General features: G+C 53.5%; 17 protein-coding genes. 13 read left to right on the forward strand and 4 right to left on the reverse strand.

The features are described from left to right. Positions 1-231: 231 nt before the first annotated feature. From pheT to ltrA, 3 genes are all read left to right on the forward strand, one after another. Positions 232-2,676, forward strand: coding sequence for a phenylalanine--tRNA ligase subunit beta (pheT, locus tag NST84_RS08440; RefSeq protein WP_342565153.1), 2,445 nt, complete (start codon positions 232-234; stop codon positions 2,674-2,676). A 212-nt stretch (positions 2,677-2,888) separates the two neighbouring features. After that, entirely contained in the window at positions 2,889-6,419 is a 3,531-nt protein-coding gene (zapA, locus tag NST84_RS08445; protein ID WP_342566379.1) for a cell division protein ZapA, read from the forward strand. A gap of 490 nt (positions 6,420-6,909) precedes the next feature. Next, positions 6,910-8,310: a group II intron reverse transcriptase/maturase gene (gene ltrA / locus NST84_RS08450; protein ID WP_342561760.1), complete on the forward strand. Its 1,401-nt coding sequence runs from the start codon at positions 6,910-6,912 to the stop codon at positions 8,308-8,310. 441 nt (positions 8,311-8,751) lie between these two features. Here ltrA and NST84_RS08455 read toward each other — a convergent pair whose 3' ends face one another. Further along, entirely contained in the window at positions 8,752-9,135 is a 384-nt protein-coding gene (locus NST84_RS08455) for a cupredoxin domain-containing protein (protein ID WP_342565154.1), read from the reverse strand. Between the two features lie 228 nt (positions 9,136-9,363). On the opposite strand from NST84_RS08455, the gene NST84_RS08460 reads away from it, so the two are divergent. Then, positions 9,364-10,461: a GGDEF domain-containing protein gene (locus tag NST84_RS08460; protein ID WP_342565155.1), complete on the forward strand. Its 1,098-nt coding sequence runs from the start codon at positions 9,364-9,366 to the stop codon at positions 10,459-10,461. Positions 10,462-10,543: 82 nt separating this feature from the next. Here the strand turns inward: NST84_RS08460 and NST84_RS08465 are convergent, their stop codons facing one another. Next, entirely contained in the window at positions 10,544-10,891 is a 348-nt protein-coding gene (locus tag NST84_RS08465; protein WP_342565156.1) for a phage holin family protein, read from the reverse strand. Between the two features lie 142 nt (positions 10,892-11,033). On the opposite strand from NST84_RS08465, the gene NST84_RS08470 reads away from it, so the two are divergent. From NST84_RS08470 to NST84_RS08495, 6 genes are all read left to right on the forward strand, one after another. Beyond that, on the forward strand, positions 11,034-13,397 hold the full coding sequence (locus tag NST84_RS08470; RefSeq protein ID WP_342565157.1) for an endonuclease MutS2: 2,364 nt from the start codon (positions 11,034-11,036) through the stop codon (positions 13,395-13,397). 29 nt (positions 13,398-13,426) lie between these two features. Then, positions 13,427-13,846 (forward strand): DUF350 domain-containing protein, encoded by a 420-nt coding sequence (locus NST84_RS08475; RefSeq protein ID WP_342565158.1) that lies wholly within the window; start codon positions 13,427-13,429, stop codon positions 13,844-13,846. 132 nt (positions 13,847-13,978) lie between these two features. Further along, positions 13,979-14,521, forward strand: a complete 543-nt coding sequence (locus tag NST84_RS08480; protein ID WP_342565159.1) for a hypothetical protein — start codon at positions 13,979-13,981, stop codon at positions 14,519-14,521. Positions 14,522-14,604: 83 nt separating this feature from the next. Continuing rightward, entirely contained in the window at positions 14,605-15,816 is a 1,212-nt protein-coding gene (locus NST84_RS08485) for an MFS transporter (protein ID WP_342565160.1), read from the forward strand. A gap of 36 nt (positions 15,817-15,852) precedes the next feature. Next, positions 15,853-17,472, forward strand: a complete 1,620-nt coding sequence (gene dcuS / locus NST84_RS08490) for a DcuS/MalK family sensor histidine kinase (protein WP_342565161.1) — start codon at positions 15,853-15,855, stop codon at positions 17,470-17,472. Continuing rightward, positions 17,469-18,218, forward strand: a complete 750-nt coding sequence (locus NST84_RS08495) for a response regulator (RefSeq protein WP_342565162.1) — start codon at positions 17,469-17,471, stop codon at positions 18,216-18,218. The genes dcuS and NST84_RS08495 overlap by 4 nt, the downstream gene beginning before the upstream one ends. Before the next feature lie 158 nt (positions 18,219-18,376). Here the strand turns inward: NST84_RS08495 and NST84_RS08500 are convergent, their stop codons facing one another. Next, on the reverse strand, positions 18,377-19,681 hold the full coding sequence (locus NST84_RS08500) for a hemolysin family protein (RefSeq protein WP_342565163.1): 1,305 nt from the start codon (positions 19,679-19,681) through the stop codon (positions 18,377-18,379). Between the two features lie 209 nt (positions 19,682-19,890). On the opposite strand from NST84_RS08500, the gene NST84_RS08505 reads away from it, so the two are divergent. After that, entirely contained in the window at positions 19,891-21,450 is a 1,560-nt protein-coding gene (locus NST84_RS08505) for a flavocytochrome c (protein ID WP_342565164.1), read from the forward strand. A gap of 116 nt (positions 21,451-21,566) precedes the next feature. Here NST84_RS08505 and NST84_RS08510 read toward each other — a convergent pair whose 3' ends face one another. Further along, positions 21,567-22,805 carry an FAD-dependent oxidoreductase gene (locus NST84_RS08510; RefSeq protein ID WP_342565165.1) on the reverse strand — a complete coding sequence of 413 codons (1,239 nt, stop codon included), beginning with the start codon at positions 22,803-22,805 and terminating at the stop codon, positions 21,567-21,569. Between the two features lie 175 nt (positions 22,806-22,980). Between NST84_RS08510 and NST84_RS08515 the strand changes: the two genes are divergently transcribed. Both NST84_RS08515 and NST84_RS08520 read left to right on the forward strand, forming a co-directional pair. After that, positions 22,981-23,214, forward strand: coding sequence for a hypothetical protein (locus tag NST84_RS08515; RefSeq protein WP_342565166.1), 234 nt, complete (start codon positions 22,981-22,983; stop codon positions 23,212-23,214). A 58-nt stretch (positions 23,215-23,272) separates the two neighbouring features. After that, a complete protein-coding gene (locus NST84_RS08520; protein WP_342565167.1) occupies positions 23,273-23,665 on the forward strand; it encodes a spore coat protein in 393 nt (130 codons plus the stop codon). The last annotated feature ends 100 nt before the right edge of the window (positions 23,666-23,765 follow it).

The following is a 23,765-nucleotide window of genomic DNA, read 5'->3' on the forward strand; positions in this document are numbered from 1 at the left end:
TGGAACTGGAGGAGCGGTAGCATCCGCCTTTGTCTGCGGATTTCTACCGCGTACAGCGGTTCAATCAGGAAATCTGCAGACAACAGCGGCCGGAAGTCCAAACATTCCTTGGAGCGACACTTTAACAGGAATTTTGAAGTGGGGGCAGAGCTCCATACGCAGTCTTTTATCATCAGCAAGCAAACCCGGCACGTAGATAAATACATCTGAAACAAAAGGAAGTGAGCGGACATGAAAGTATCAACCGGATGGCTGACCGATTATATATCGTTAGAGGGAGTAACCGCTGAAGAGCTGGCGGACAAAATCACGACCGCAGGCATTGAGATTGACGGCGTGGAGCGCCGCAACAAAGGACTGTCCGGCATTGTAACCGGATATGTCAAATCCAAAGAAAAGCACCCGGATGCCGACAAGCTGAACGTATGTATCGTTGATGCCGGCCAAGGCGAGGATCTGCAGATCGTCTGCGGAGCGAAAAATGTGGCCGCCGGCCAGAAGGTTCCGGTTGCCCTCGTTGGCGCCAAGCTGCCTGGCCTGGACATTAAAAAAGCGAAGCTGCGCGGCGTCCTGTCCCAGGGCATGATCTGCTCGGCTAAAGAGCTGGGCCTGAACGACAAGCTGCTGCCGAAAGAGCAGCAGGAAGGCATCCTTGTGCTGCCGGAGAACACGGAAGTAGGCCAGGATATCCTCAAAGTACTCGGACTGAACGACGAGATTCTCGAATTCGACCTCACACCGAACCGTTCCGACTGTCTCAGCATGATTGGTGCAGCGTATGAAGTAAGCGCCATTCTCGGACGCGACCTGAAGCTGCCTGATCCTGCTGCTGAACTGGTCGAAGCCGGGGGAAAAGCCTCCGACTCCATTTCTGTTCAAATCGAAAACGAGGAATTCTGCAGCCATTATGCGGTACGTTATATCTCCGGAGTGAAGCCTGCTCCATCGCCGCTGTGGATTCAGAACCGCCTGATGGCTGCTGGAGTGCGCCCGATCAACAACATCGTTGACATTACAAATTACGTAATGCTGGAATACGGCCAGCCGCTGCACGCCTTTGACGGAGATAAAGTGGAAGGCGGTGTGCTTGGAGTACGCTTCGCCCGTGAAGGCGAAGTACTGACAACACTTGACGGACAGGAGCGTAAGCTGGAGCCGCAAATGCTGGTTATCGCTGATGGCGCCAAATCGGTAGCGTTGGCAGGTGTAATGGGCGGACTGGACACTGAAGTTACGGACACGACCGTAAACATCGTACTGGAGTCGGCCAGATTCGAGGGCGGCACCGTACGCAAAACCTCACGCCAGCTCGGTCTGCGCTCGGAAGCCTCCCTGCGCTTCGAGAAGCAGGTTGATCCGAAGGCTGTCATTCCGGCATTAAACCGTGCCGCAGCCCTGATCGCCCGTTATGCAGGCGGCGCAGTGCATGAGGGCATTGTGCAGGCAGGCAGTGATTCCGCTGAAGAGAAGATTCTGATGCTTTCACTTGAGAAGCTGAATGACTATCTGGGCACTGAGCTTTCGCTGCTGGAAGTGAAGACACTGTTCGGACGCCTGAGCTTCAAGTGCGGCGATGCTGCGCAAGGGCTGATTGAAGTGCAGGTCCCTACCCGGCGCGGAGATATCAGCTACGATGTGGATCTGATTGAAGAAGTGGCCCGGTTATACGGCTACGATAACATCCCGACGACCTTGATCGAAGGCGTTACAACGCCGGGTGCGCTGACACACAAGCAATCCGTACGCCGTGAACTGCGCCGCATGCTTGCCCTTGGCGGCTATCAGGAAGTAATGGGTTATTCCTTCATCCAGCCGGAGCAGAGCAAGCTGTTCCCTGCATTCTCTGAAGGCAGCCTGTCCGTGAAGCTGGCAATGCCGATGAGCGAGGAGCGCAGTGTGCTGCGCACCAGCCTGCTGCCGCAGCTGCTGGATATTGCCCTCTATAATACAAACCGCCGGCAGAGTGATCTGGCACTGTTCGAAATCGGGAATGTATTCTTCACCGACGAGGAGCAGCTTACCCGCCAGCCGCGTGAGCTGCCGGTGCTGGGGCTGCTGCTGAGCGGAACCCGTGCAGCCAAACAGTGGAATATCCCTGCTGAACCTGTTGATTTCTTCGATCTTAAGGGAGCACTGGAAAGCGTAATTGCTTACCTTGGACTCACCGGACGTATTGTGTATGAAGGCGATGCACCGCAGGATTATCATCCGGGCCGTTCCGCTTCCATTTATCTGCTTGAAGGAACAGGCCGCACCCTGATCGGCACAATGGGCCAGCTTCATCCGGAGCTTCAGCGGAGGCTTGATCTTGAGGATACCTATGTGGCTGAACTGCTGCTGCAGCCGCTGTATGACAATGCACGGACTAATCTGCAGTACAGTGAACTGCAGCGCTTCCCGGGGATGGAGCGGGATATCGCAGTTGTCGTTGATGAGGCTGTTCCGGCAGGCTATCTGCTGGCAGCGATCCGCGAAAACGGAGGCACCCTGCTGCAGAATGTTCAGGTATTCGACGTCTATACCGGCGGCAAAATGGAGGCCGGCAAGAAGAGCGTGGCTATCTCGCTGCTCTACCGTCATACCGAGCATACACTGACGGATGAGGAAGTAACGGAAGTGCACGATAAGGTTGTTTCCGCGCTTCAGCAAACTTTTGGTGCAGAATTAAGAAAGTAGCAGGAATTGTGCAGAGCCGCAGCGAATCCAATTAGAAACCGGGATTCGCGCGGCTTTTCCTATACTGATCTATTAAAACAACAGTGCGGGGACCGGTAGAATCTATCCAGTAAGCCGTTTGTTTTGCCAAATGTTCAGGAATAACGATACAATAGGTGCAGGACAATCAGCTTAGAATCCGCACACATACAAAGGAGGGCACAACTGTGGCTATGGACCGGACCCGTGTCGCCGTGGAGATATATGGAACTTCCTATAAATTAGTCGGAAGCAGCAGCGAATATATGAAACAAGTGGCCCGTTATGTGGACGAGCACATGCATGCCATTTCTAAATCCCATTCCAGACTGGATACCCCGCGGATCGCGGTGCTTGCAGCCGTACATATGGCAGAGCAGGCCATCCAGGTTCAGGATTTCAAAAATGAACTCAATATGCTGACCGGTGAACGCTCGGAGCTGAGGGTGGAAGTCTCACGCCTCCTGGAAGTCCAGCGTGAACGGCAGGAAGAATATGAACGGCTCAGTGAATCAGCCAAGGCGGAAGCCGCCCGGCTGGTAGCGGAAGCTGAAGAGGAACGCAAGCGTCACCTGGATATCCAGGAGCAGGAGCGCAAGGCCCATGCGGAGCAGCTCCAGCAGGCTGAGCAGGCGGCGGCAGCTGCCCGGGAGGGTCTTGCCGGTGAACTGCAGGCCCGTGAAGCAGAGCTGCAGGAGCTGCGGAATGCCTATGAGCAGGAGCAGGCCGTGAACCGGGATACCCACAGGCAGGAGCTGGCGGCGCTTGATGAGGCACGCCTGCAGCAGCTGGATGAATTGAGGTCAGCGCATGCCGGCGAGCTGGAGAATCTCCGTGAGACACTGCTGCAGGAGAAAGCGGAAACGCTGTCTCTCTTGGAGCAGGAGCTGGCACAGACCCGGGAATCGCTTGGCGGTGAAGTGGTGGAAATCCGCACCGTGCTCAGCAAGGAGCTTGCAGATACCAAGGCAGCGCTTGAGAAAGAGCTGGGTGAGGAACGGGAAGCACTTCAGAAAGAACAAGCTAAGAACAAGGAGCTCCGGCAGTCCCAGGGTACGCAGGAGCAGCGTCACAAGCAGCAGCTTCAGGAGCTGGACAAGCAGCTTAATGAGCTGCGCGGAGGTACAGGACAGCTTCAGTCACGGCTGCGTGCAGCTGAAGCAGGGCTTAAGACTGAGCGCGATTCCCGGCAGAGTCTTCAGGCTGAGTATGAGGCAGCGAAGATCCGGGAAGAACAGCTTGCTGAGCAGCAGCGGGTATCCTCTGAGCAGATTGTGCTGCTGAACGGTCAGCTGGAAGAGTTACGCCAGCGTTACGATGAGACACAGAACGATGCCGCCGGACTCAGGGACGCCCTGCAGGAAGCGGAGGAACGTCTCAGCCGCACCGGGGAAGAACTGAAGTCGGCAGCGGAGCTTACTGAGCTGGTCAATGCAGAGCTCGAAGAGCTGCGTCAGCGTCATGAACAAGCTGAACAAGATTCGGCAGGGCTGCGTGAGCGCTATGAGCAGGCAGGCAAGGAAGCCGCTGAGCTGCGGAGTCTGCTGCAGGATAAGGAAGCGGAACTTAGTGAGGAACGCAGAGAGCTACAGTCGTCCGCAGAGCTTAACACGCTGCTGAATGACGAGCTGGAAGAGCAGCGCCAGCGCCATGAGCAGGCTGAACAAGAGCTGGCAGGGCTGCGTGAGCGCTATGAGCAGGCAGGTCAGGAAGCCGCTGAGCTGCGAAGTCTGCTGCAGGATAAGGAAGCGGAACTTAGTGAGGAACGCAGAGAGCTACAGTCGTCCGCAGAGCTTAACACGCTGCTGAATGACGAGCTTGAAGAGCTGCGTCAGCGTCATGAACAAGCTGAACAAGATTCGGCAGGGCTGCGTGAGCGCTATGAGCAGGCAGGCAAGGAAGCCGCTGAGCTGCGGAGTCTGCTGCAGGATAAGGAAGCGGAACTTAGTGAGGAACGCAGAGAGCTACAGTCGTCCGCAGAGCTTAACACGCTGCTGAATGACGAGCTGGAAGAGCAGCGCCAGCGCCATGAGCAGGCTGAACAAGAGCTGGCAGGGCTGCGTGAGCGCTATGAGCAGGCAGGTCAGGAAGCCGCTGAGCTGCGAAGTCTGCTGCAGGATAAGGAAGCGGAACTTAGTGAGGAACGCAGAGAGCTACAGTCGTCCGCAGAGCTTAACACGCTGCTGAATGACGAGCTTGAAGAGCTGCGTCAGCGTCATGAACAAGCTGAACAAGATTCGGCAGGGCTGCGTGAGCACTATGAGCAGGCAGGCAAGGAAGCCGCTGAGCTGCGGAGTCTGCTGCAGGAGAAGGAAGCAGAACTTAGTGAGGAACGCAGAAAGCTACAGTCGTCCGCAGAGCTTAACACGCTGCTGAATGACGAGCTTGAAGAGCAGCGCCAGCGCCATGAGCAGGCTGAACAAGAGCTGGCAGGGCTGCGTGAGCGCTATGAGCAGGCAGGTCAGGAAGCCGCTGAGCTGCGGAACGTGGTACAGCAAAAAGAAGCAGCGCTCAGTGCGCTGCAGAATGAGCTGCAGTCATCCACAGAGCTTAACACGCTGCTGAATGACGAGCTGGAAGAGCTGCACAAGCGTCACGAGCAGGCCGAACAAGAGCTGGCAGGGCTGCGTGAGCGCTATGAACAGGCAGGTAAAGAAGCCACCGAGCTGAGGAGTCTGCTGCAGGAGAAAGAAGCGGAACTCAGCGGTGAACGCAGAGAGCTGCAGTCTTCAACAGAGCTGAACACGCTGCTGAACGACGAGCTGGAAGAGCTGCACAAGCGTCACGAGCAGGCCGAACAAGAGCTGGCCGGACTGCGTGAACGCTATGAACAAGCGGCGAACGAATCGGCCGGACTGCGCAGCGGACTTGAGGAAGCAAGAGCAAGTCTCGGCAGCATAGAGGATGAGCTTACCCGGACGCAAGCCGAAGCCCGAAACTGGCAGGAGCTTGCCGGCAAGCATGCGGCAGATATCGGTGAGCTTGAAATGAGCCTGCTGGAAGCAGAAGATAAAGCAGATTCGCTGCAGCGCGAGATTGAAGCTCTGCGCAATCAAGCTGGAGAAATGCATCAGAAGCTGGAACGCGAATCTGGTCTGCGGGCTGAAGCCGAGCTTGAATCCGCTGCACAGCGTGAAGAGTCGGCGGAGGTGCGCAAGCAGCTGGAAGCACTGCGCAGCCGCTACGAGGATATGATCGCACAGTATGATGAGCTGCTGCAGGATAAGGAACAGCTGGAGGAAAGATACGGCCTGCTGGAGGCAGAAGCCGAGGAATCTGCACGGCGTCTGGAAGAGCTGTCCGAGGCAGCGCGTGAAGCTGCGGCGGCGGTAGCCGAGCAGCAGGAAATTATCCGTGAAGCCCGCGAGACTGAGGCTTCCTGGAAGCAGCGGTATGACGAGCTGCAGCAGCGGGAAGTGCAGTGGAGCGGTGCGGAAGCCGCGCTCCGAGAGGAGATTGAAATCTGGCAGCAGGAAGCCGGAGAAGCAGAGGCGCAGGCCAAAGCGTTAAGTGAAGCCCAGCGCGAAGTGCAGCAGCAGCTGAGCGAAATCGGTGAGAATTTCGAACTGGCCCAGGGCCAGCTGCGGCTGATGCAGGCCCAGTCCGAGGTTCGCGAAGGTGAACTTGAGAAAATAGCCAAGGAACACCGCGAGCTCCAGGCGGAATATGCCAAGCTGCAGAATGAATATAATGAATGGATTCAACTGATCGAACAGGATAGTTGAATAACGGATGCAAGGCAAAGCGGATGCTGTCCCTTACGGGCGGCATCCGCTTTTGTAGTGCGCCCGGCATGGGCGATAACTAGGCGGTGAAAGTCCGCTACAGGCTTGGCAGTAGGAACTGTTAGCCAAAGGCAAGGGTGTCCGCCGCGAGGCGGAATCTGAAGGAAGCCGGAGGCAAACCCTCGGTCTGACGAACAGAAATCACATAGAAGGCATACTGGGACGGACGAGCTTGCTACATAAAGCGAAGTCCAATACTGCCCGAATCCCAGCATGTAAATGTGGCAGATAGATGAGGGGAAGGTTATCGCTCTTACCCGGGGAGGTCTCACAGACGTCCGGTAGGAAAAAAAAAATCCGAACGACGGAGTAAAGCTTGCTGTGAGAAGTCAGCAGAAGCCATAGTACCGGGAAACTTTTTTTTTTTTTCTCGCGGGAAGGGCCGAACAATCGTAAGTCTCGAGTACAGACCGGAAGGAGAGCTGGCGCGATGAAAGCAGAATACCGAAAGGGCTGCCCGCAAAGGGATAGCGTGGAACGCGAAGAGTATGCGGGAGTGCGGAGTGCCGGCATTCGGGAACGTAGAGAAAGAGGCGGTGCAATGGACCTGCTCGAGCAGATTCTGGACAGAGATAATCTGAACAGAGCCTACAAGCAGGTCAGACGCAACCATGGCGCGCCAGGAATCGACGGAATGACCGTCGAAGAGGCGCTGCCCTGGCTGCAGGAACACAAGGACGAGCTTTTGCAAAGCATCCGGGAGGGCCGGTACAAGCCTAGCCCGGTACGGCGCAAAGAAATCCCCAAACCAGATGGAAGTGGAGTGCGGAAGCTTGGCATCCCTACGGTGATAGACCGCGTGATTCAACAGGCGATTGCCCAGCAGCTACAGCCCTTGTTTGAGCCGCTCTTCGCAGACGGAAGTTACGGCTACCGCCCCGGGCGGAGTGCGCAGCAAGCCATCCGCAAGGTGAAAGATTACGCACAGCAAGGCTATAGCCACGCAGTCGAAATCGACCTCTCTAAATATTTTGACACCCTGAACCATGAACTGCTAATGAATCTGCTACGTAAGCAAATCCCGGATCACCGTGTAACCGAGCTGATTAAGAAGTATCTGAAAAGTGGAGTTATGGAGAACGGGGTGCATAGCAAAACAGAGGAAGGTTCTCCGCAAGGAGGCCCCTTATCTCCACTGCTTGCGAATATTTACCTGAATGAATTCGACCAGGAAATGAACAGCCGTGGAGTGAACGTGATTCGGTATGCAGATGACATCGTGGTACTAGCGAAAAGCAAACGGGCAGCGACGCGGCTTCTGGAATCCTGCCGGAAGTACCTGGAGAACAAACTAAAACTCCAGATGAACACGGAGAAGAGTAAGGTCGTGAGCGTAGTGGCGCGGAAGCATTTCAAGTTTCTTGGCTTTGCCTTGGGGAAGAACAGGGATGGGGCATATATCCGGGCCCATAGTCAATCTCTCGCCAAAGCAAAGAAAAAATTGAAAGAACTGACGAGTCGCAGTCAGGGCAGGAAGGTCAGGGAAGTGATGGAGAAGGTGAAAGTCTACATTCGCGGCTGGATTGGCTACTTTTATGTAGCCGATATAAAGCGAATTTTGCAAAGCTGGAGTCAATGGCTGCGTAGAAGACTGCGGATGTATATCTGGAAGCAGTGGAAAAAGCCCAAAACAAAGGTACAAAACCTACGGAAACTGGGAATACCGGAGTGGCAGGCCTACCAATGGGGGAACTCCCGCCTGGGTTACTGGCGAGTAGCCGGAAGCCCGGTACTGTCCCGTACGATAACAAATGAAAAGCTCGCACAGGCCGGGTATTATGACTTCCCGGCACAGTACGAGCATTTACGAAAATTGCACTTAAGCGGTTGAACCGCCGTATACCGAACGGTACGTACGGTGGTGTGAGAGGTCGGCTGCTCAGTTAATGAGCAGCCTCCTACTCGATTACTTATGGTCCAACTTTATGCGGCAGCTCCCAATCATACATGTGAGCAGGCCAGTTCGGATTGATTCCAGGGGAATGTTGGAACTAGAGGGTATGCTAAGTGGAAATTCGTCATCTATTTGTAGTGGAACTAACTAGAAAATGAGATATAGGTGGAAAAACGACACTTAGTTTTACGGTTTTCACGCTTAGACGGATGACCGGCCAACATTAGATGTCGATTTTCCAAATAATCTTTATAAAGGATGAGATAAGACGGAAATAAGTGCCGAAAATCCAATTGTATTTATTTTCAAGAAAAGCATAATTCAGAGCCATAAGCTGTCTGCAGATTTCCACCGCATAGACTTCATCCGTTAACTCTATTACTCTACTATCACCTTAGCACTCATGCCGCTGTGGCCGGAGCCGCACATGATCGCACAGGTCATCTCATACGTACCCGCTTCTTCGGGGATAATGACCTGTGAGGAGGTTTTTGCGTCCAGGCGCAATTCCAGCTCAGGTACGAGTATACCATGGTTGCCGCTTTCATTTTTGAAAATGATTTTAACCGGCACTCCCTTCTTCAGATGATATTCTTCCTGGTCAAAGCTGTAGTTTGTTGCCGTAATCGTAATCTCTTCTTCCGCAGCAATAGCGTTGTCGGCTGATCCGCCGGAGGCGGAGGAGTTCTCCTTCCCGCTGGTGCAGGCGGATAGCAGGAGAAGGCAGAGAATGGACAGCAATAAGGCCTGTTTTTTGAACATGGACATCCTCCTCAGAGTATAATTCTTCCATAGCATAGCTTACTTTTTGCTGGAAGTCTTTCATAAACTTTGAAAAAATGTTGGGTGGCAGAGAAACGTCGTTGTTTGTCGAATTTTGCAAATAATTGGTGCAAAGATAATTTAAATTCATTATAATAAAAGCTATTATATATCGGTTAGAAGTAGGGGATCTACATTAATATCGCTATTGATAATGAGACTGCGGATTTGTGGCACCGCAGAATATTAAACGGGTACTGGGCCCTGGTGCTGGTGATGCTGGCAGCCCAGCTGGTGTTTGTGTTATCCAACCATATGCCTGAGGTAAAGTCGGCCATCCTGCCGGGCAAAGGACATTTATTCATTGCCTGCAATATTATGATTGTTATCGCGATGGTGCTGGCTGAAATGTGGCTGCGTACTGCCGTTCAATATCACAAACAGGTTGTAGTCGGCTGCGGGTTTATCGTCTCCTATTTAATGTATTTTGTGCTGGAGCCGTTTGTGGATGGTGCACAAATGACGCTGATGATGCCGATTATGATCGCACTGATCTACTTTCACCAGAAGCTTCTGCATTATCTGGGGCTGTTCAGTATTGTTTTCTATGCTGTTGTATACTTCGGACTGGAACGTATATTGCTGGATAAACCGCTGCTGGAATTTTTCATGGTGGAGTGTGTGTTTGTCGTCTTTGTGGTCATGGGCCGCATGGTTATTATCCGCGCGCGTGAGGTCCGTGACCATCTGGAGCAGCTGACCAAGTCGGAGCAGGAGCTGATGGTAGAACGGGCTATTTCGGACAAGCTGCTCAAAATTGATGCGCTGACCGGCCTGTATAATCATAAAACCTTTCACGAATACCTTGATTCACTGCTCGAGCAGTGTGAAAGCAACGGTCTGCAGCTGCAGCTGGCCTTATTTGATATCGATAATTTCAAGCGTGTAAATGATACTTACGGCCACTGGGTCGGTGATCTTGTGCTGAAGGAGGTCGCGGCTAAGGTGAAGGGAATGATCGGACTGAACGATTTTGCTGCCAGATATGGCGGGGAGGAGTTCGCGGTTATTTTCACCGACAAAAATTTTCACGAGGCGTATGCAGCTGTTGAGGAGATGCGTCTGGCGATCAGCCGGATGGAGCATCCGTATGCCGGAGGGAAGCCGATTACCGTCAGTATCGGATTGTGCGATTATCAGCTGGGCGACGGTAAAGAGCTGCTGTTCCGTAAAACGGATAACGCTTTGTACGCAGCCAAGCATGGCGGCAAAAACGCAGTCATCACAGCCTCCCATTCGACCAGGGAAGGTACAGTTTATGCCTGAAATCAATACAATTAACCCCCTGTATCCGGATTAAGCCGGAGATAGGGGGTTTCGTTGTCTGCATACCGCAGGCGGGCCGAGCTTATTTGCCGGCTTCGAACGGAGTGGATACGGGCAGGAACAAATCAATGATCCCGATGACCAGTGCTGCCAGCAGGGCGCCGAGAATAGTAACACTGACTCCGCTCACAATGAACTGGGCGATCCAGATGACCAGCGCGCTAACCAGAAAGCCGACGATCCCGCGGCCGAACGGGGTTGCTTTTTTGCCGAAAATCCCTTCAACCACCCAGCCGAGCAGTGCGATAACCAGAGCCAGAATCAGTGCGCTCCAGAACCCGCCAACCGTAAACTGCGGTACAATCCAGCCGACAACGAGCAGCACGAGGGCTGCCACCACGAAACGGACTACATGACCTAAAAATCTCACTGGATAAACCTCCTTTGGCCTTCGCATAAGGATATGTGCAGTTGTTATTGTAGCCTTGGACCGGCTTTTCTATGCCCCAAATAGCGCAAATGGGCCGAATTAGGTATAATGTAAACATCTATGAAGGGAGCTGTGACTGTAATTGGACGACAAAATTTTGCATACGCTTGAATATCGCAAGATTTTAAATAAATTGATGCAATATACGCAGACCCCGATGGGGAAGCATGCAGCAGAAGAGCTGAAGCCTTCCGGTGATTTTGAAGGGGTGAAAAATCTGCTTCAGGCCACGGACGAGGCGGTTAATGTGGACCGGCTCAAGGGGATTCCATCCTTCGGCGGAGTGAGTGATATCCGGCCTGCACTGAAGCGCGCATCAATTGGAGGAATGCTCGGAACGTCCGAGCTGCTCTCCGTAGGCAATACCATCGGCGGGGCACGCAGGGTCAAGCGGTTCCTGGCTGCCATGCACGAGGATGAGAAAATCAATATGCTCTTTGCCCTGAGCGATCTGCTCTCCGAGCAGAAGCATGTAGAGGATGCCATCCGTGCCTGCATCGATGAGGACGCGAATGTACTTGATTCGGCAAGCCCGGAGCTGGCTAATATCCGCCGGGAGCTGCGGGGCGGTGAAGCGCGGATCCGTGAGAAGCTCGATTCCATGATCCGTTCGTCTTCTGTAGCCAAGATGCTCCAGGACCAGCTTGTGACGATCCGCGGTGACCGGTTCGTCATTCCGGTCAAAGCGGAATACCGCTCGCATTTCGGCGGAATTGTGCATGACCAGTCCGGTTCAGGGGCTACGCTGTTCATCGAGCCGGAATCGATTGTAGCGATGAACAACAAGCTGCGTGAGACCCGGCTGCGCGAGGAGCGGGAAATTGAAATCATTCTCCACAGGCTGACTGATATGGTTGGCAGCATTGCCGAGGAGATGGCTTACGATATCGATATCCTCGGCCAGCTGGACTTTATTTTTGCCAAAGCGCGGATTGCCCGGGAAATGAAGGCAACCCAGCCGCGGATGAATGACCGTGGTTATATCAAGCTGCGCAAAGGCCGCCATCCGCTGATTCCTGCGGAGCACGTAGTGCCGCTCGATGTTGAGCTGGGCAATCAGTACAGCTCGATTATCGTGACCGGTCCCAATACCGGCGGTAAGACCGTTACCTTGAAGACAGTCGGGCTCCTCAGCCTGATGTCGATGTCAGGCTTGTTCATTCCGGCAGAGGAAGGCAGCCAGATGTGTGTCTTTGATGCCATCTATGCGGACATCGGGGATGAGCAGAGCATTGAGCAGAGCCTCAGTACCTTTTCCAGCCATATGACCAATATTGTCTCCATTCTGAAGCGGATGACTCCCAAGAGTCTTATTCTGTTGGATGAGGTTGGTGCCGGAACAGACCCGGCAGAAGGCTCTGCACTGGCCATCGCCATACTGGAGCATATTCACCGTACGGAATGCCGGATGATTGCTACAACGCACTACAGCGAGCTGAAGGCTTACGCTTATGAACGCAAAGGCGTCATTAACGCCAGTATGGAATTTGATGTACAGACCCTAAGCCCGACCTACCGGCTGCTGATCGGTGTGCCGGGACGAAGCAACGCTTTTGCAATTGCTGAACGGCTTGGCCTGCCTGGTGCTATTCTGGAGCATGCCCGCGGTGAAGTGAAGGAAGAGGATATGCGCGTCGAGCATATGATTGCTTCCCTGGAAGAGAACCGGCTTACAGCAGAACAGGAGCGCGAACGGGCTGAGATCAGCCGCCGCGAAGCCGAGGAATTCCGCAAGCGGCAGCAGCTTGAGCTGGAGAAGCTGGAAAGCCAGCGCGACAAGCGGCTGGAGAAGGCTGAGAAGGATGCCAGCGCGATTCTCGACAAGGCGCGCAAGGAAGCCGAAGAGATTATCAGCGACCTGCGCCGGCTGGCCATGGAGGAAGGGGCTTCCGTCAAGGAGCATAAGCTGATCGAAGCGCGCCGCCGCCTGGATGAAGCGGAGCCGGCACCGCGCAAGAAGGCGGTTACCCGCACCACCAAGGCACCGCGTCCGCTGCAGCCGGGTGATGAGGTAAAGCTGCCGAGCGTGAACCAGAAGGGTTATATCGTTGAGCTGAGCGGATCCAAAGAGGCGGTTGTCCAGTTCGGGATCATGAAAATGAAGGTCAATGTGAGTGATCTTGAGTTCCTGGCTTCTGCACCGGATCAGCCTGCACCTGCTCTGCGCAAGGCCACGACCGTCAAGCGTACACGTGATGAGAATATCCGCAGTGAGCTGGATCTGCGCGGTGCCAACCTTGAGGAAGCGATCATGGAGACAGACCGTTTTATTGATGAGGCCTTCCTGGGCAATCTTGGACAGATTTATATTATCCACGGTAAGGGGACCGGCGTACTGCGGACCGGTATCCAGGAGTATCTGCGCAAGCATAGACATGTCAAAAGCTACCGGCTTGGAAATTACAACGAAGGCGGCGCGGGTGTAACCGTAGCCGAGCTTGAGTAGCGGGGAAGCCCGGCAGAAAGAGGGGTATTATGCAAGGGAATATTGATCTTTTGCTGGATCATCCGCTGGGCGCGCTGCTCGGTTATTTCACTGTAGCCATTCTGGGTCTGGTAGTCTTCCTGTCCTTCTTTGAAATGGTGACCAAGTATAACTGCTGGGAAGAAATCCGCAAGGGGAATCTGGCAGTGGCGATGGCCACCGGCGGCAAAATATTCGGGATCTGTAACATTCTGCGCTTCAGCATTCAGGCGGGAGCCTCGATTTACGAGACGATGAAATGGTCGCTGGTCGGATTTTTACTGCTGCTGCTCGCTTATTTCCTGTTCGAGTTTCTGACTCCTGTATTTTCCATTGATGATGAAATTGCCGCGGATAACCGGGCTGTCGGGTTTACAGCATTGCTGATCTCGGTCTCGCTGTCCTATGTGATCGGCGCCGCGATATACTGACTTAGGAGTAGAACTGATGAAAATTCTGATCCGGGTGCTGTTTATCTCTGCTGCAGCTTTTTTAGCCGCCGGTATTCTATATCTGGTAATTAACTGATTTTTTATATGTGAGGTAAGAAGGAGATTGTGATGATGGAAACAACTGTATGCCCGTGGTGTCACACCGAAATTGTCTGGGATGAGGAGTTCGGCCCTGAAGAGACCTGTCCCCACTGTAATAATGAGCTTAGCGGCTACCGCACGATTACTGTAGGCGTGGATGATCTTGAGGATGAAGAGCCGGATGCCGTGGAAGAAGCGGAGCCGGAAGATGAGATCAGCAACGATAATCTGTGGGATGATGATGACAAAGAAAGCGTAGTTCCAATCTATAATACGCTTAGCCAGTTCGGTGAAGATTATGACCTGCAGCAATATGAGCAGAGTGTGGCTGCGGTTTTGGCTGCACAGCTGGAAGCACCGGAATGCCCGCAGTGTCATGAACTGCTGGTTCTGGCGGGCAAGCAGCAGGTAACCAGCTTTGAGCCTGCCGCTTCCGAAGCGTTGACAGGTTCTGTGCTAAAAGCACCATTTTCGCTGAATATGTATGTGTGTCCTTCGTGTTTCCATGTACAGCAGAGCCTGGCGCAGGAAGACCGGATTCAGTTTGTCCGCAACCTGAGCAGCGGTAAATAACAGGCGCGGTTCATAATCTGTCCTCCTTCCGGACAAGCTAAAACGGATTGGTTACAGAATCCAGATGGCAGGAGGGCGTTACATTGAAAAAAACACCGGAAAACCAGGCGGCTCTGCTGCTTGCGGTGAACGGATTGTATCTGCTGGCCAGTGTGCTGGCAGGTACTTTTTTGAATGTGTATTTGTGGAAAGCCCGGCAGGATTACAGCATGATCGGCTGGTTTGCGTTCAGTCAGCAGGTGGCGGTGGGCCTCAGCTTCTGGCTGGCCGGCAAATGGGTAAAAGAACATTACAAAATGAATGCCCTGCGGCTGGGAATTGCCGTTTCGGGCATTTTTTATTTGCTGGTGCTGTGGATCGGGGAAAATGCCGCAAGCTATATCTGGCCGCTCGGCCTGACGCTGGGCGTATCCATCGGTCTATTCTGGCTGGCCTATAATATTATCTATTTCGAAATTACAGATGCCCGGAACCGCGATCATTACAACGGCTGGATGGGACTGCTTGGTTCACTGACCGGGATTGTCGGCCCTTTTCTATCCGGCTGGCTGATCTCCAGACTGGAGGGCCAGCGCGGATACCGGGTGGTGTTCATTGTCTCGCTCAGTATCTATGCAGCTGCAGCTGTGCTGAGCTTCTTCCTGAAGAAACGCAAAAGCGAAGGAGCTTATTTGTGGCTGGAGCCGTGGAGGGAGCTGCGGCGCAGCGGCAGCGGCTGGCGTCCGGTTGCCGGGGCCTTGCTGTTTCAGGGCATACGGGAAGGCGTATTCTCCTTTCTCATTGGGCTGCTGGTGTACATTGCGGCGCAGACGGAGAGCAAGCTCGGACAGTTCGCTCTGATTACTTCAGCGGTATCGCTCGTCAGCTATTATGCAGCCGGAAAATGGTTTAAGCCTCGCTACCGTTCCTCAGGCATGCTGATAGGCGGAATTCTGCTGGTAGCTGTGATTATCCCGCTGCTCTGGAAGCTTAGCTACGGCACACTGCTGCTTATGGGGATCGGCACCTCCCTTTGCATTCCTCTATATATGCTGCCGATGACTTCAATCAGCTTTGATCTGATGGGTGAATCGGCGGAAAGTGCCAGTAAACGGGTTGAATGGGTCGTGCTTCGTGAGCTTAGCCTGATGAGCGGACGGCTGCTGGGTATGCTTGTCTTCATTGGCGTGCTGTCAGTCAGCAGCTCTACGCTGGTTATTATTATTCTAATGCTGGCGCTGGGAGCGGCTCCGCTGGGAAGCTGGCTTGTACTCCGCCGCAGGCTTCAGCGCAGAGAGGCCGGCAATATGCCATAATGGGAGCAGGACCTGCCGGAGAGGACTTATGATGATATGGCCAGAAAAAAAGGGATCGGTTTAAGAACCAAAGTTGCTGTTATGGTATCGGCGGTTGTGCTGCTCGTGCTGCTGGTGCTTTATTTTATTTTTCGGAATCAGATCATTCCGCAGACGAGGCATGCACTGGAGGACAAAGCATATGCGATCGCCCGCACCATTGCCCTGATCCCGCTTGTATCAGATGGTTTAAGCTCGGGCAGCAGCAAGGAGATCCAGGCCTATACCTCCAAAATCACCCGCCGCAATGATATTATGTTTGTAGTTGTTATCGATATGAACAGTATCCGTTATTCACACCCCGATGCTGCGCTAATTGGCAAACCGTTTGCCGGGGGCGGCCAGCAAGCCGCTCTGCGTGGTGAGGAGAGCATCTCGGAGGGGGAGGGTATGCTGGGGCGTTCCCTGCGTGCTTTTGTCCCTGTGTATGCAGGCCAGGGGCATCAGGTAGGCGTTATCGTTGTCGGGCTCTCGATGGAACGGGTGCAGAAGCTGGTGAGACAAAATGAATGGACACTCATTGCCATCCTGCTGTCCGGTGCGCTGCTTGGGGCTGGCGGAGCTTTCATTCTCGGGCTGAAGATTAAGCGTATGATCTTCGGCATGGAGCCAGCCGATATTACACAGCTGCTTCAGGAGCGCAGCGCCATGCTGCAATCCATACGCGAAGGCATTATTGCAGTGGACGAGAAGGGTATTATTACGATGGTTAATGTAGAAGCTGAAAGGCTGCTGTTTAGAGCGGGGATTGCCGGCAACGGCATGACCCGGAAGATCAGCGGGTACTGGCCGGAGCTCAGGCTGGAGCAGGTGCTGATAAGCGGGGAAGCCTGGCAGGATCAGGAGCTTGAGCTCAACGGCATCACATTGCTGGTCAGCCGGGTGCCGATCCGGGTGAACGGTGAGACGGCCGGGGCGATCGCTACCTTCCGCGACAAAACCGAGCTGGTTGTGCTGGCGGAACGCCTGTCAGGCATCGCGGTTTATGCGGATGCGCTGCGGGCAGGTGCACATGAGTTTATGAACAAGCTGCATGTCATTATGGGGATGACGCATATGGGCCTGTACGATGAGCTGCAGCAGTATATTTCAGGGACGGTCGGCAATTACCAGAACGAGATCGGCTCCATCGCCCGTCAGATCAAAGACCCGGTCATGGCCGGATTTCTGCTGGGCAAGCTCAGCAGGGCGCGGGAAACCGGAACGGAGCTTGTACTGGCCGGAGACAGCTACCTGCCGGAGGCTGCTGATCCGCAGACGATCCATGAGCTGATTACAATTGCCGGCAACCTGCTGGACAATGCGATGGATGCGCTGGAAGGACAGGCGGCCAGAAAGATTAAACTTGCTATTTATTATGAGCAGGGGACTCTGCGCTGCACGGTTCAGGATAACGGGCCAGGCATACCGGAGCGGCTGCAGCAGCAGATGTATGGCCAGGGCTTTTCCACTAAAGGGGAAGGGCGCGGATTCGGCCTTTATCTGGTGCGCAAAAGCGTAGAAAAGCTGGAAGGCAGGCTTACGGTCATTTCCCATGGAGTGGAGGAAACAGAGGGAACGGGAACTGCTTTTACCGTAGAAGTGCCGTATGCTGTAAAGGATGAGGAGATCTTATGAATATAAAAGTGCTGATTGTTGAGGATGACCCGATGGTGGCCAAATTCAACCGTCATTATCTGGAGCAGGTGGAGGGCTTTGAGTTTGCGGGCTGGGTAAGCACAGGCACAGAGGCGGCCGGAGTGCTGGCAGAGCAGGAGATTGATCTGGTGCTGCTTGACATCTATATGCCCGGAACGAACGGCTTGCAGCTGCTGTCCTCCTTGCGTGAACAAGGCAGCACAGCCGACATTATTATTATCTCTGCCGCCAGCGACAATGCCAGTATCCGCAAGGCGCTGCAGCATGGAGCCGTCGACTACCTGATCAAACCGTTCGAATTCGCCCGGTTCCATGCAGCGCTGACTGCGTATAAGGAAGATTATTATGCCCTGATGAAGCAGGAGGAGCCGCTGAGCCAGGAGCAGCTCGACAAGCTGCTGCGGCATTCCGGGGCGGGGGATGAGGACAAGGCGGCTGCCTTGCCGCTGCCCAAGGGTCTGACTGAAGCAACACTGGAGAGTATCTGGAGCATCATCCGGCAGCTGGACAGCCCCCTTTTCTCCACGGAGGATATCACTGCAGGTGCTCCCATATCGCGGATCTCAGTCCGCAAATATCTGGCTTTTCTCAAAGAGGCCGGGGTCCTGGGGATGGAGATCAGCTACGGCGCGGTAGGCCGACCGGTCTATATGTACACAGTCACCCCTGCGGGAGATGAAATCATAAGTAAATATGTCAGCGGCATCAGCGGCGGCAACCGGTAAAGGTGCTGTGAAAGCTATGAATACTGTGAAAGCCAAAAAGGACCCTTGGGGTCCTTTTTTAAACTCCAAAGTGGCTCGAACAGGCGCATTAGTGGGAAAAATCCCCCTAGCACCGCTTAGCTCCCCGGTACCGCGCCTGAGTAACCCCGCACAACTACTCAACCCGTCACTTGAGTCAGAGTGACCTTGATTTTGCGGATCCACCGCTGGCCTACCTCCTGAACGGCAAAGGTGTACCTGCCATAGACAAATTCCGGCTTCTCCTGGGAAGAAGGAATCCGGCCGATCTGGCCGATTACAAAGCCGCTGACCGTATCGTAGTGTTCCACCGGCAATTTGGCGGTTAGCACCTGCTGCACCTCACGGAGGCTCATGGTTCCGTTGAATAAGTAAGAGTGATCGTCAAGCTGTGTGTACTCCTCCTCGTGCTCGTCATATTCATCATAAATATTACCGACAATCTCCTCGAGCAGATCCTCCATCGTCACGATTCCGGCGGTCCCGCCATATTCATCCACCACTACGGCAAAATGCACCCGGTTCTGCTGCAGCTCCTCAAACAGCTCATGCGTCTTTTTCGAAGTTGGGACAAAGTACGGCCGGCGGGCCAATTCGCGCAGATTCCATGAACCGCCGCTGCCCCCGCTCACAAACCGGATCAGGTCCTTGCTGTGCAGAATGCCTACAATATTATCAATATGGCTGTCATACAGCGGAAAACGGCTGTAGCCTTCCTGCTCGGCAGTCCGGGCCACCTCTTCCGGTGTATCCAGAACAGAAAGCGCCACAATATCGGTACGGTGCGTCATAATATCGGACACCTGCTTATTGTCAAAATCAAAGATATTGTTTATCATCAGCTTCTCCGCCGCCTGAATCGTTCCCATTTGGGCCCCGCTGTCCAGCATCATCCGGATTTCTTCTTCGGACACTTCCTCGTCCTTTTCATTAGGATCCACGCCGAACAGCCGGACCAGAAGATTAGTTGAAGCGGTTAATAATTTCACAAAAGGAGCGGCCACTTTAGACAGCAGATTAAGCGGTGCAGCAACGAACATGGCGATGCCGTCAGCTTTTTTCATGGCTACCCGTTTTGGCACAAGCTCCCCCAGCACAAGTGTGACGTAAGAGAGAATCAGGGTGATAAAGATCAGGGAAATGGTATCCAGAATGTTAGCCGCGACCGGAACACCGAGTGATACGAGCAGGGAAGACAGGTCTCCGGCAAAATTTTCGGCAGCAAAGGCGCTGGCCATAAACCCGGCAAGGGTGATTCCGATCTGAATCGTTGCCAGAAAGCGGCTAGGTTCCTCAAGCAATTCTTTCAGCAGCTTCGCTTTTGCGTTGCCTTCCTGTGCCATCAGGCGGATTTTATTGTCGTTCAGTGAGATTAGAGCCATTTCTGAAGCTGCAAAAAAAGCGTTAACGAAGATCAGCAATAAAACAACGACTAGCTCAATCAAATTTCAAGCACCTCCCGGTATTGTGAAAAAAAGCCCCTGCGGACTTTATCTCATAATATATACTTAACCTGAATAGGCTCCGGACATTCCAAAAGGTTAATCCACTTACTTTAGTTACAAAACAGTTTCTTTAATTACGTAAGCTTCCAAAGACGCCCCCGCCCAGGCTATGATTATTGTGAAAATATGCACAAGGGGGCAAGTTACAGATGAAAAAGAAACCAGCAGCCGCACTACTTCTTATTCTCTCCGTTATTCTGGTGATCGCGGGATGCGGTAACGGAAACAACAGCACTAATGCGGGCAATAACACAAATGAGAGCAAGAGCACAAATAGCCCGGCAAGCGCAACGGAAGCGCCTAAGGCAACCGAAGCTGTATCCGGGGCATCAGTAGCGAGCTATACACCACTGGATCAGTTAAAAGAGAGCTACGACATTATCATTGTCGGTGCGGGCGGTGCCGGTATGACCGCTGCGCTTGAAGCGAAAGCCAAGGGGCTGAGCCCTGTTATTTTTGAAAAAATGCCCGTAGCCGGAGGTAACACAACAAAATCCTCTTCCGGGATGAACGCATCAGAGACCAAGTTCCAGAAGGAGCAGGGCATCGAGGACAACAACGATTTATTTTATGAGCAGACCCTGAAAGGCGGGCACGATACCAACGACACAGAAATGCTCCGTTTCTTCGTTGACAATTCTGCAGCAGCAATTGACTGGCTGGATTCAATCGGTATCCGGCTGAACAATATCACCATAACCGGCGGTATGAATGAGAAGCGTACACATCGTCCGGAAGACGGCTCGGCGATCGGGCAGTATCTGGTAAAAGGGCTTGTACAGAATGTTCAGGAGCAGGGAATTCCGTTATTCGTTAACGCTGATGTCAAAGAAATTACACAGCAGGACGGGAAGGCTAACGGCGTGAAAGTCCTATTTAACCAGGTTGATGAAAAAACAATTACAGGTAAAGCTGTCGTTGTTACCACCGGCGGTTTCGGCTCCAATATGGAGATGATTACTGAAGTCAGACCTGATCTGGAAGGGTATGTGACCACAAATCAGGTGGGCAGCACCGGTGACGGCATCAAAATGATTCTGGCGATGGGCGGGATGACTGTTGACATGGATCAGATCCAGGTTCACCCGACTGTACAGCAGGAAAAGTCTTACCTGATCGGCGAAGCGGTCCGCGGTGAAGGCGGTCTTCTAGTTTCAAATGAAGGCACACGGTTCACCAATGAACTGGACACCCGTGATAAAGTAACTGCAGCCATCAACGGCCTGCCTGAAAAAGCAGCCTATCTGATATTCGATTCCGGCGTGAAGTCCCGCGTCAAAGCCATTGAGCAGTATGAAAAAATGGGCTTTGTCATCCAGGGCGACTCGGTCCAGGCGTTGGCTGAAGCGATGGAGGTTCCTGCCGATAAGCTGCAGGCAACAGTAGACACCTGGAACACTGCGGTTGCTAATAAACAGGATGCCGGGTTCGGCAGAACAACCGGGATGGACAATGATCTGTCCGCAGGGCCTTTCTATGCGATAAAAATTGCACCGGGGATCCACTACACCATGGGCGGCGTAAAAATCAACACGAACACCGAAGTGCTGAATAAAGATGGCCAGCCGATCGCCGGCCTGTATGCTGCCGGTGAAGTGACAGGCGGACTGCACGGGCAGAACCGGATTGGCGGTAACTCCGTTGCCGAAATTATTATCTTCGGCCGTCAGGCCGGTATTAAGTCTGCCGAGTATGTGCAGGCGCAATAAGGTGTGCTATATACATCTGCCGGCTTAGAAGCGGCAGACAGCAAGCAGCAGCCCCGGCTCACATGAGCCGGGGCTGCTGTTGTTTCATACACTACACTGCTGTCCTCCAGCATCAGCTACGCCTCTACAGCAGGAGCCGGCACCGGCTTCGCGCTACGGGAGAGCGAGAACAGCTCCAGCTCCGGGCGGTTTCGGCCAGCAAGCGTATCAGCCAGCAGCTCAGCTGCAATCATGCTGTAGGCCGTTCCGTTGCCTCCGTAGCCTTCAATGAAATAGCAATGCGGATAATCCGGATGCGGGCCCATATAAGGCAGACCGTCCCGGGTAGTGCCGAATACAGCCCCCCAGCAATATTCTGCCCCGATACCTTTAACCTCCGGAAACAGTGCCTCGACCTCCTCAAGCAGCTGCTGGCACTGGGAAAGCACCCGGACCTCACGCCGCTCCGGATCGGTAAGCTGTTCGTCTCTACCGCCGGCAATAATACAGTTGTCACGAGTGGTGCGGAAGTACAGATAAGGCCTTGCTGTCTCCCACAGCAGGCTCCGCTCATGCCATTTAGGCAGCTTGGCCAGCGGCCGGGTTTTGATGGCATACGTGTTGATAAGCTCTGCCCCCCGGTCTTTTTTCATCTCCTGCGTCTCATAGCCCATAGCAAAGACTACATGCTTTGCAAAAATCCGGCCATGCTCGGTGTAACAGGTAACCCCGTCAGCATGGTACTCATAATGAGTGGCCCGGGTGTGCTCATATATACGGACACCGCCGGAATGCGCCTTGTCGATCAGACTATGGACCATCCGGAACGGGTTCGTTTCAGCATCCCCCTTGGAGTACAGAGCTGCCGGTTTGGAGAATGAATAATGGGCCCGGACCTTGTCCTCATCCCAAAATTCCGAGTGAAACCCGTGGGCGTTCAGCGTTTCGTGCTCTTGCCGGAGCAGCGCAACATCTTCCGGTGTGCTGGCATAGAGCAGGCTGCTGCGCGGGATGATCTGGGTATCAATATCGAGCTTTGTAGGCAGCTCCAGAATTTTGCCGAGAGCTTCTTGGCACAGCTTATAAAACAATACTCCGTTTGCTTCACCGAATGTATTAATGCATGAGGTCAGTGTTTTATCATTGGCGATTTGCAGCAGGCCGGTATTGGCGTGGGAGCTCCCTCCGGCGATGTCCCGTTTTTCGATCAGGACAGTTGAAGCACCGCTGAGCGATAAACGGTAGGCCATCGAGGCACCGCCCATGCCTCCGCCGACAATCAGGCAGTCGCAGGATATATCTCCCTCCAATGAAGGATATACCGGATGGCTGGTATAAGTGGCTTCCCATGGCATCTTTCCGCTGTTAAGTTTCATATGTCTCTCTCCTTAGTGAGATTCCGATAGGGTAGTATTGGCAGTCCTGCTTGTACTGATACACGGCAGCAGGACCATTTTATTCTGCAGGATATTGTTGTAACAGCTACATAAACGGTAAGCGGCGACGGCATAATAAGGACTGCTTGTACATCAAGAAGGAGGGAATTACGAAATGCACTCAACCCAAATGCAGGCACTAAGCGGCAAGGAACTGGAATACATCGCCGACTCCATCTCCAATGAAGATCTGCTCATCAAGCAGCTGGCTGCAACGGCAGGTACAACCCAGAACCAGACGGTACAGCAGATTTGCGTACAGCAGATCCAGAGTCACAGCCAGCACATGAATTCGCTGATCCAGCTGATGCAGCAGCATCAGCAATATGCACCGACACAGCCGCAATAATGATATGTGATTGCTTTTTTGCCGAGAATCTATAAACAAACAACAGGAGGTAATGCTAGTGTACGCACAAAACGGAACCGCATTTATGGCAGACGAGGATTTGCTCAATACTGTTCTGGCGGATTTAAAGCGCACGGTTCGTGAATATACGACCGCTGCAACGGAGTCGAATTGTCCGACAGTCCGCCGGGTCTTCAATGACCTGACCATGGATACGCTGCGGCTGCAGGGGGATTTGTATAACCAGATGTCACAGCTGAACATGTACACTGCACCGGGAAAAGCGCTGCGTCAGGATGTGGATAAGCAGATCCAGACCGCTCATCAGACGCAGGCCAAATGCCAGCAGTTTGTGCAGCAGAAAACTGGGGGCGCCGGAGCATACAATCAGGCTGCGGGAGTACCGGTGCATCAGCCGAATGTACAAAGTCATAACCCTTACTATATGTAAACCTGCCCAGCAGGAGATGAAGCACAGCATATGCTGCTGCTGATTCCGGGTAGTATCCAGTCCGTTCACACCGGGTTTCCCGGCTGAACGGGCTTTTTTG

This window comes from Paenibacillus sp. FSL R7-0345 (assembly GCF_038595055.1).
Taxonomy (GTDB): domain Bacteria; phylum Bacillota; class Bacilli; order Paenibacillales; family Paenibacillaceae; genus Paenibacillus_AQ.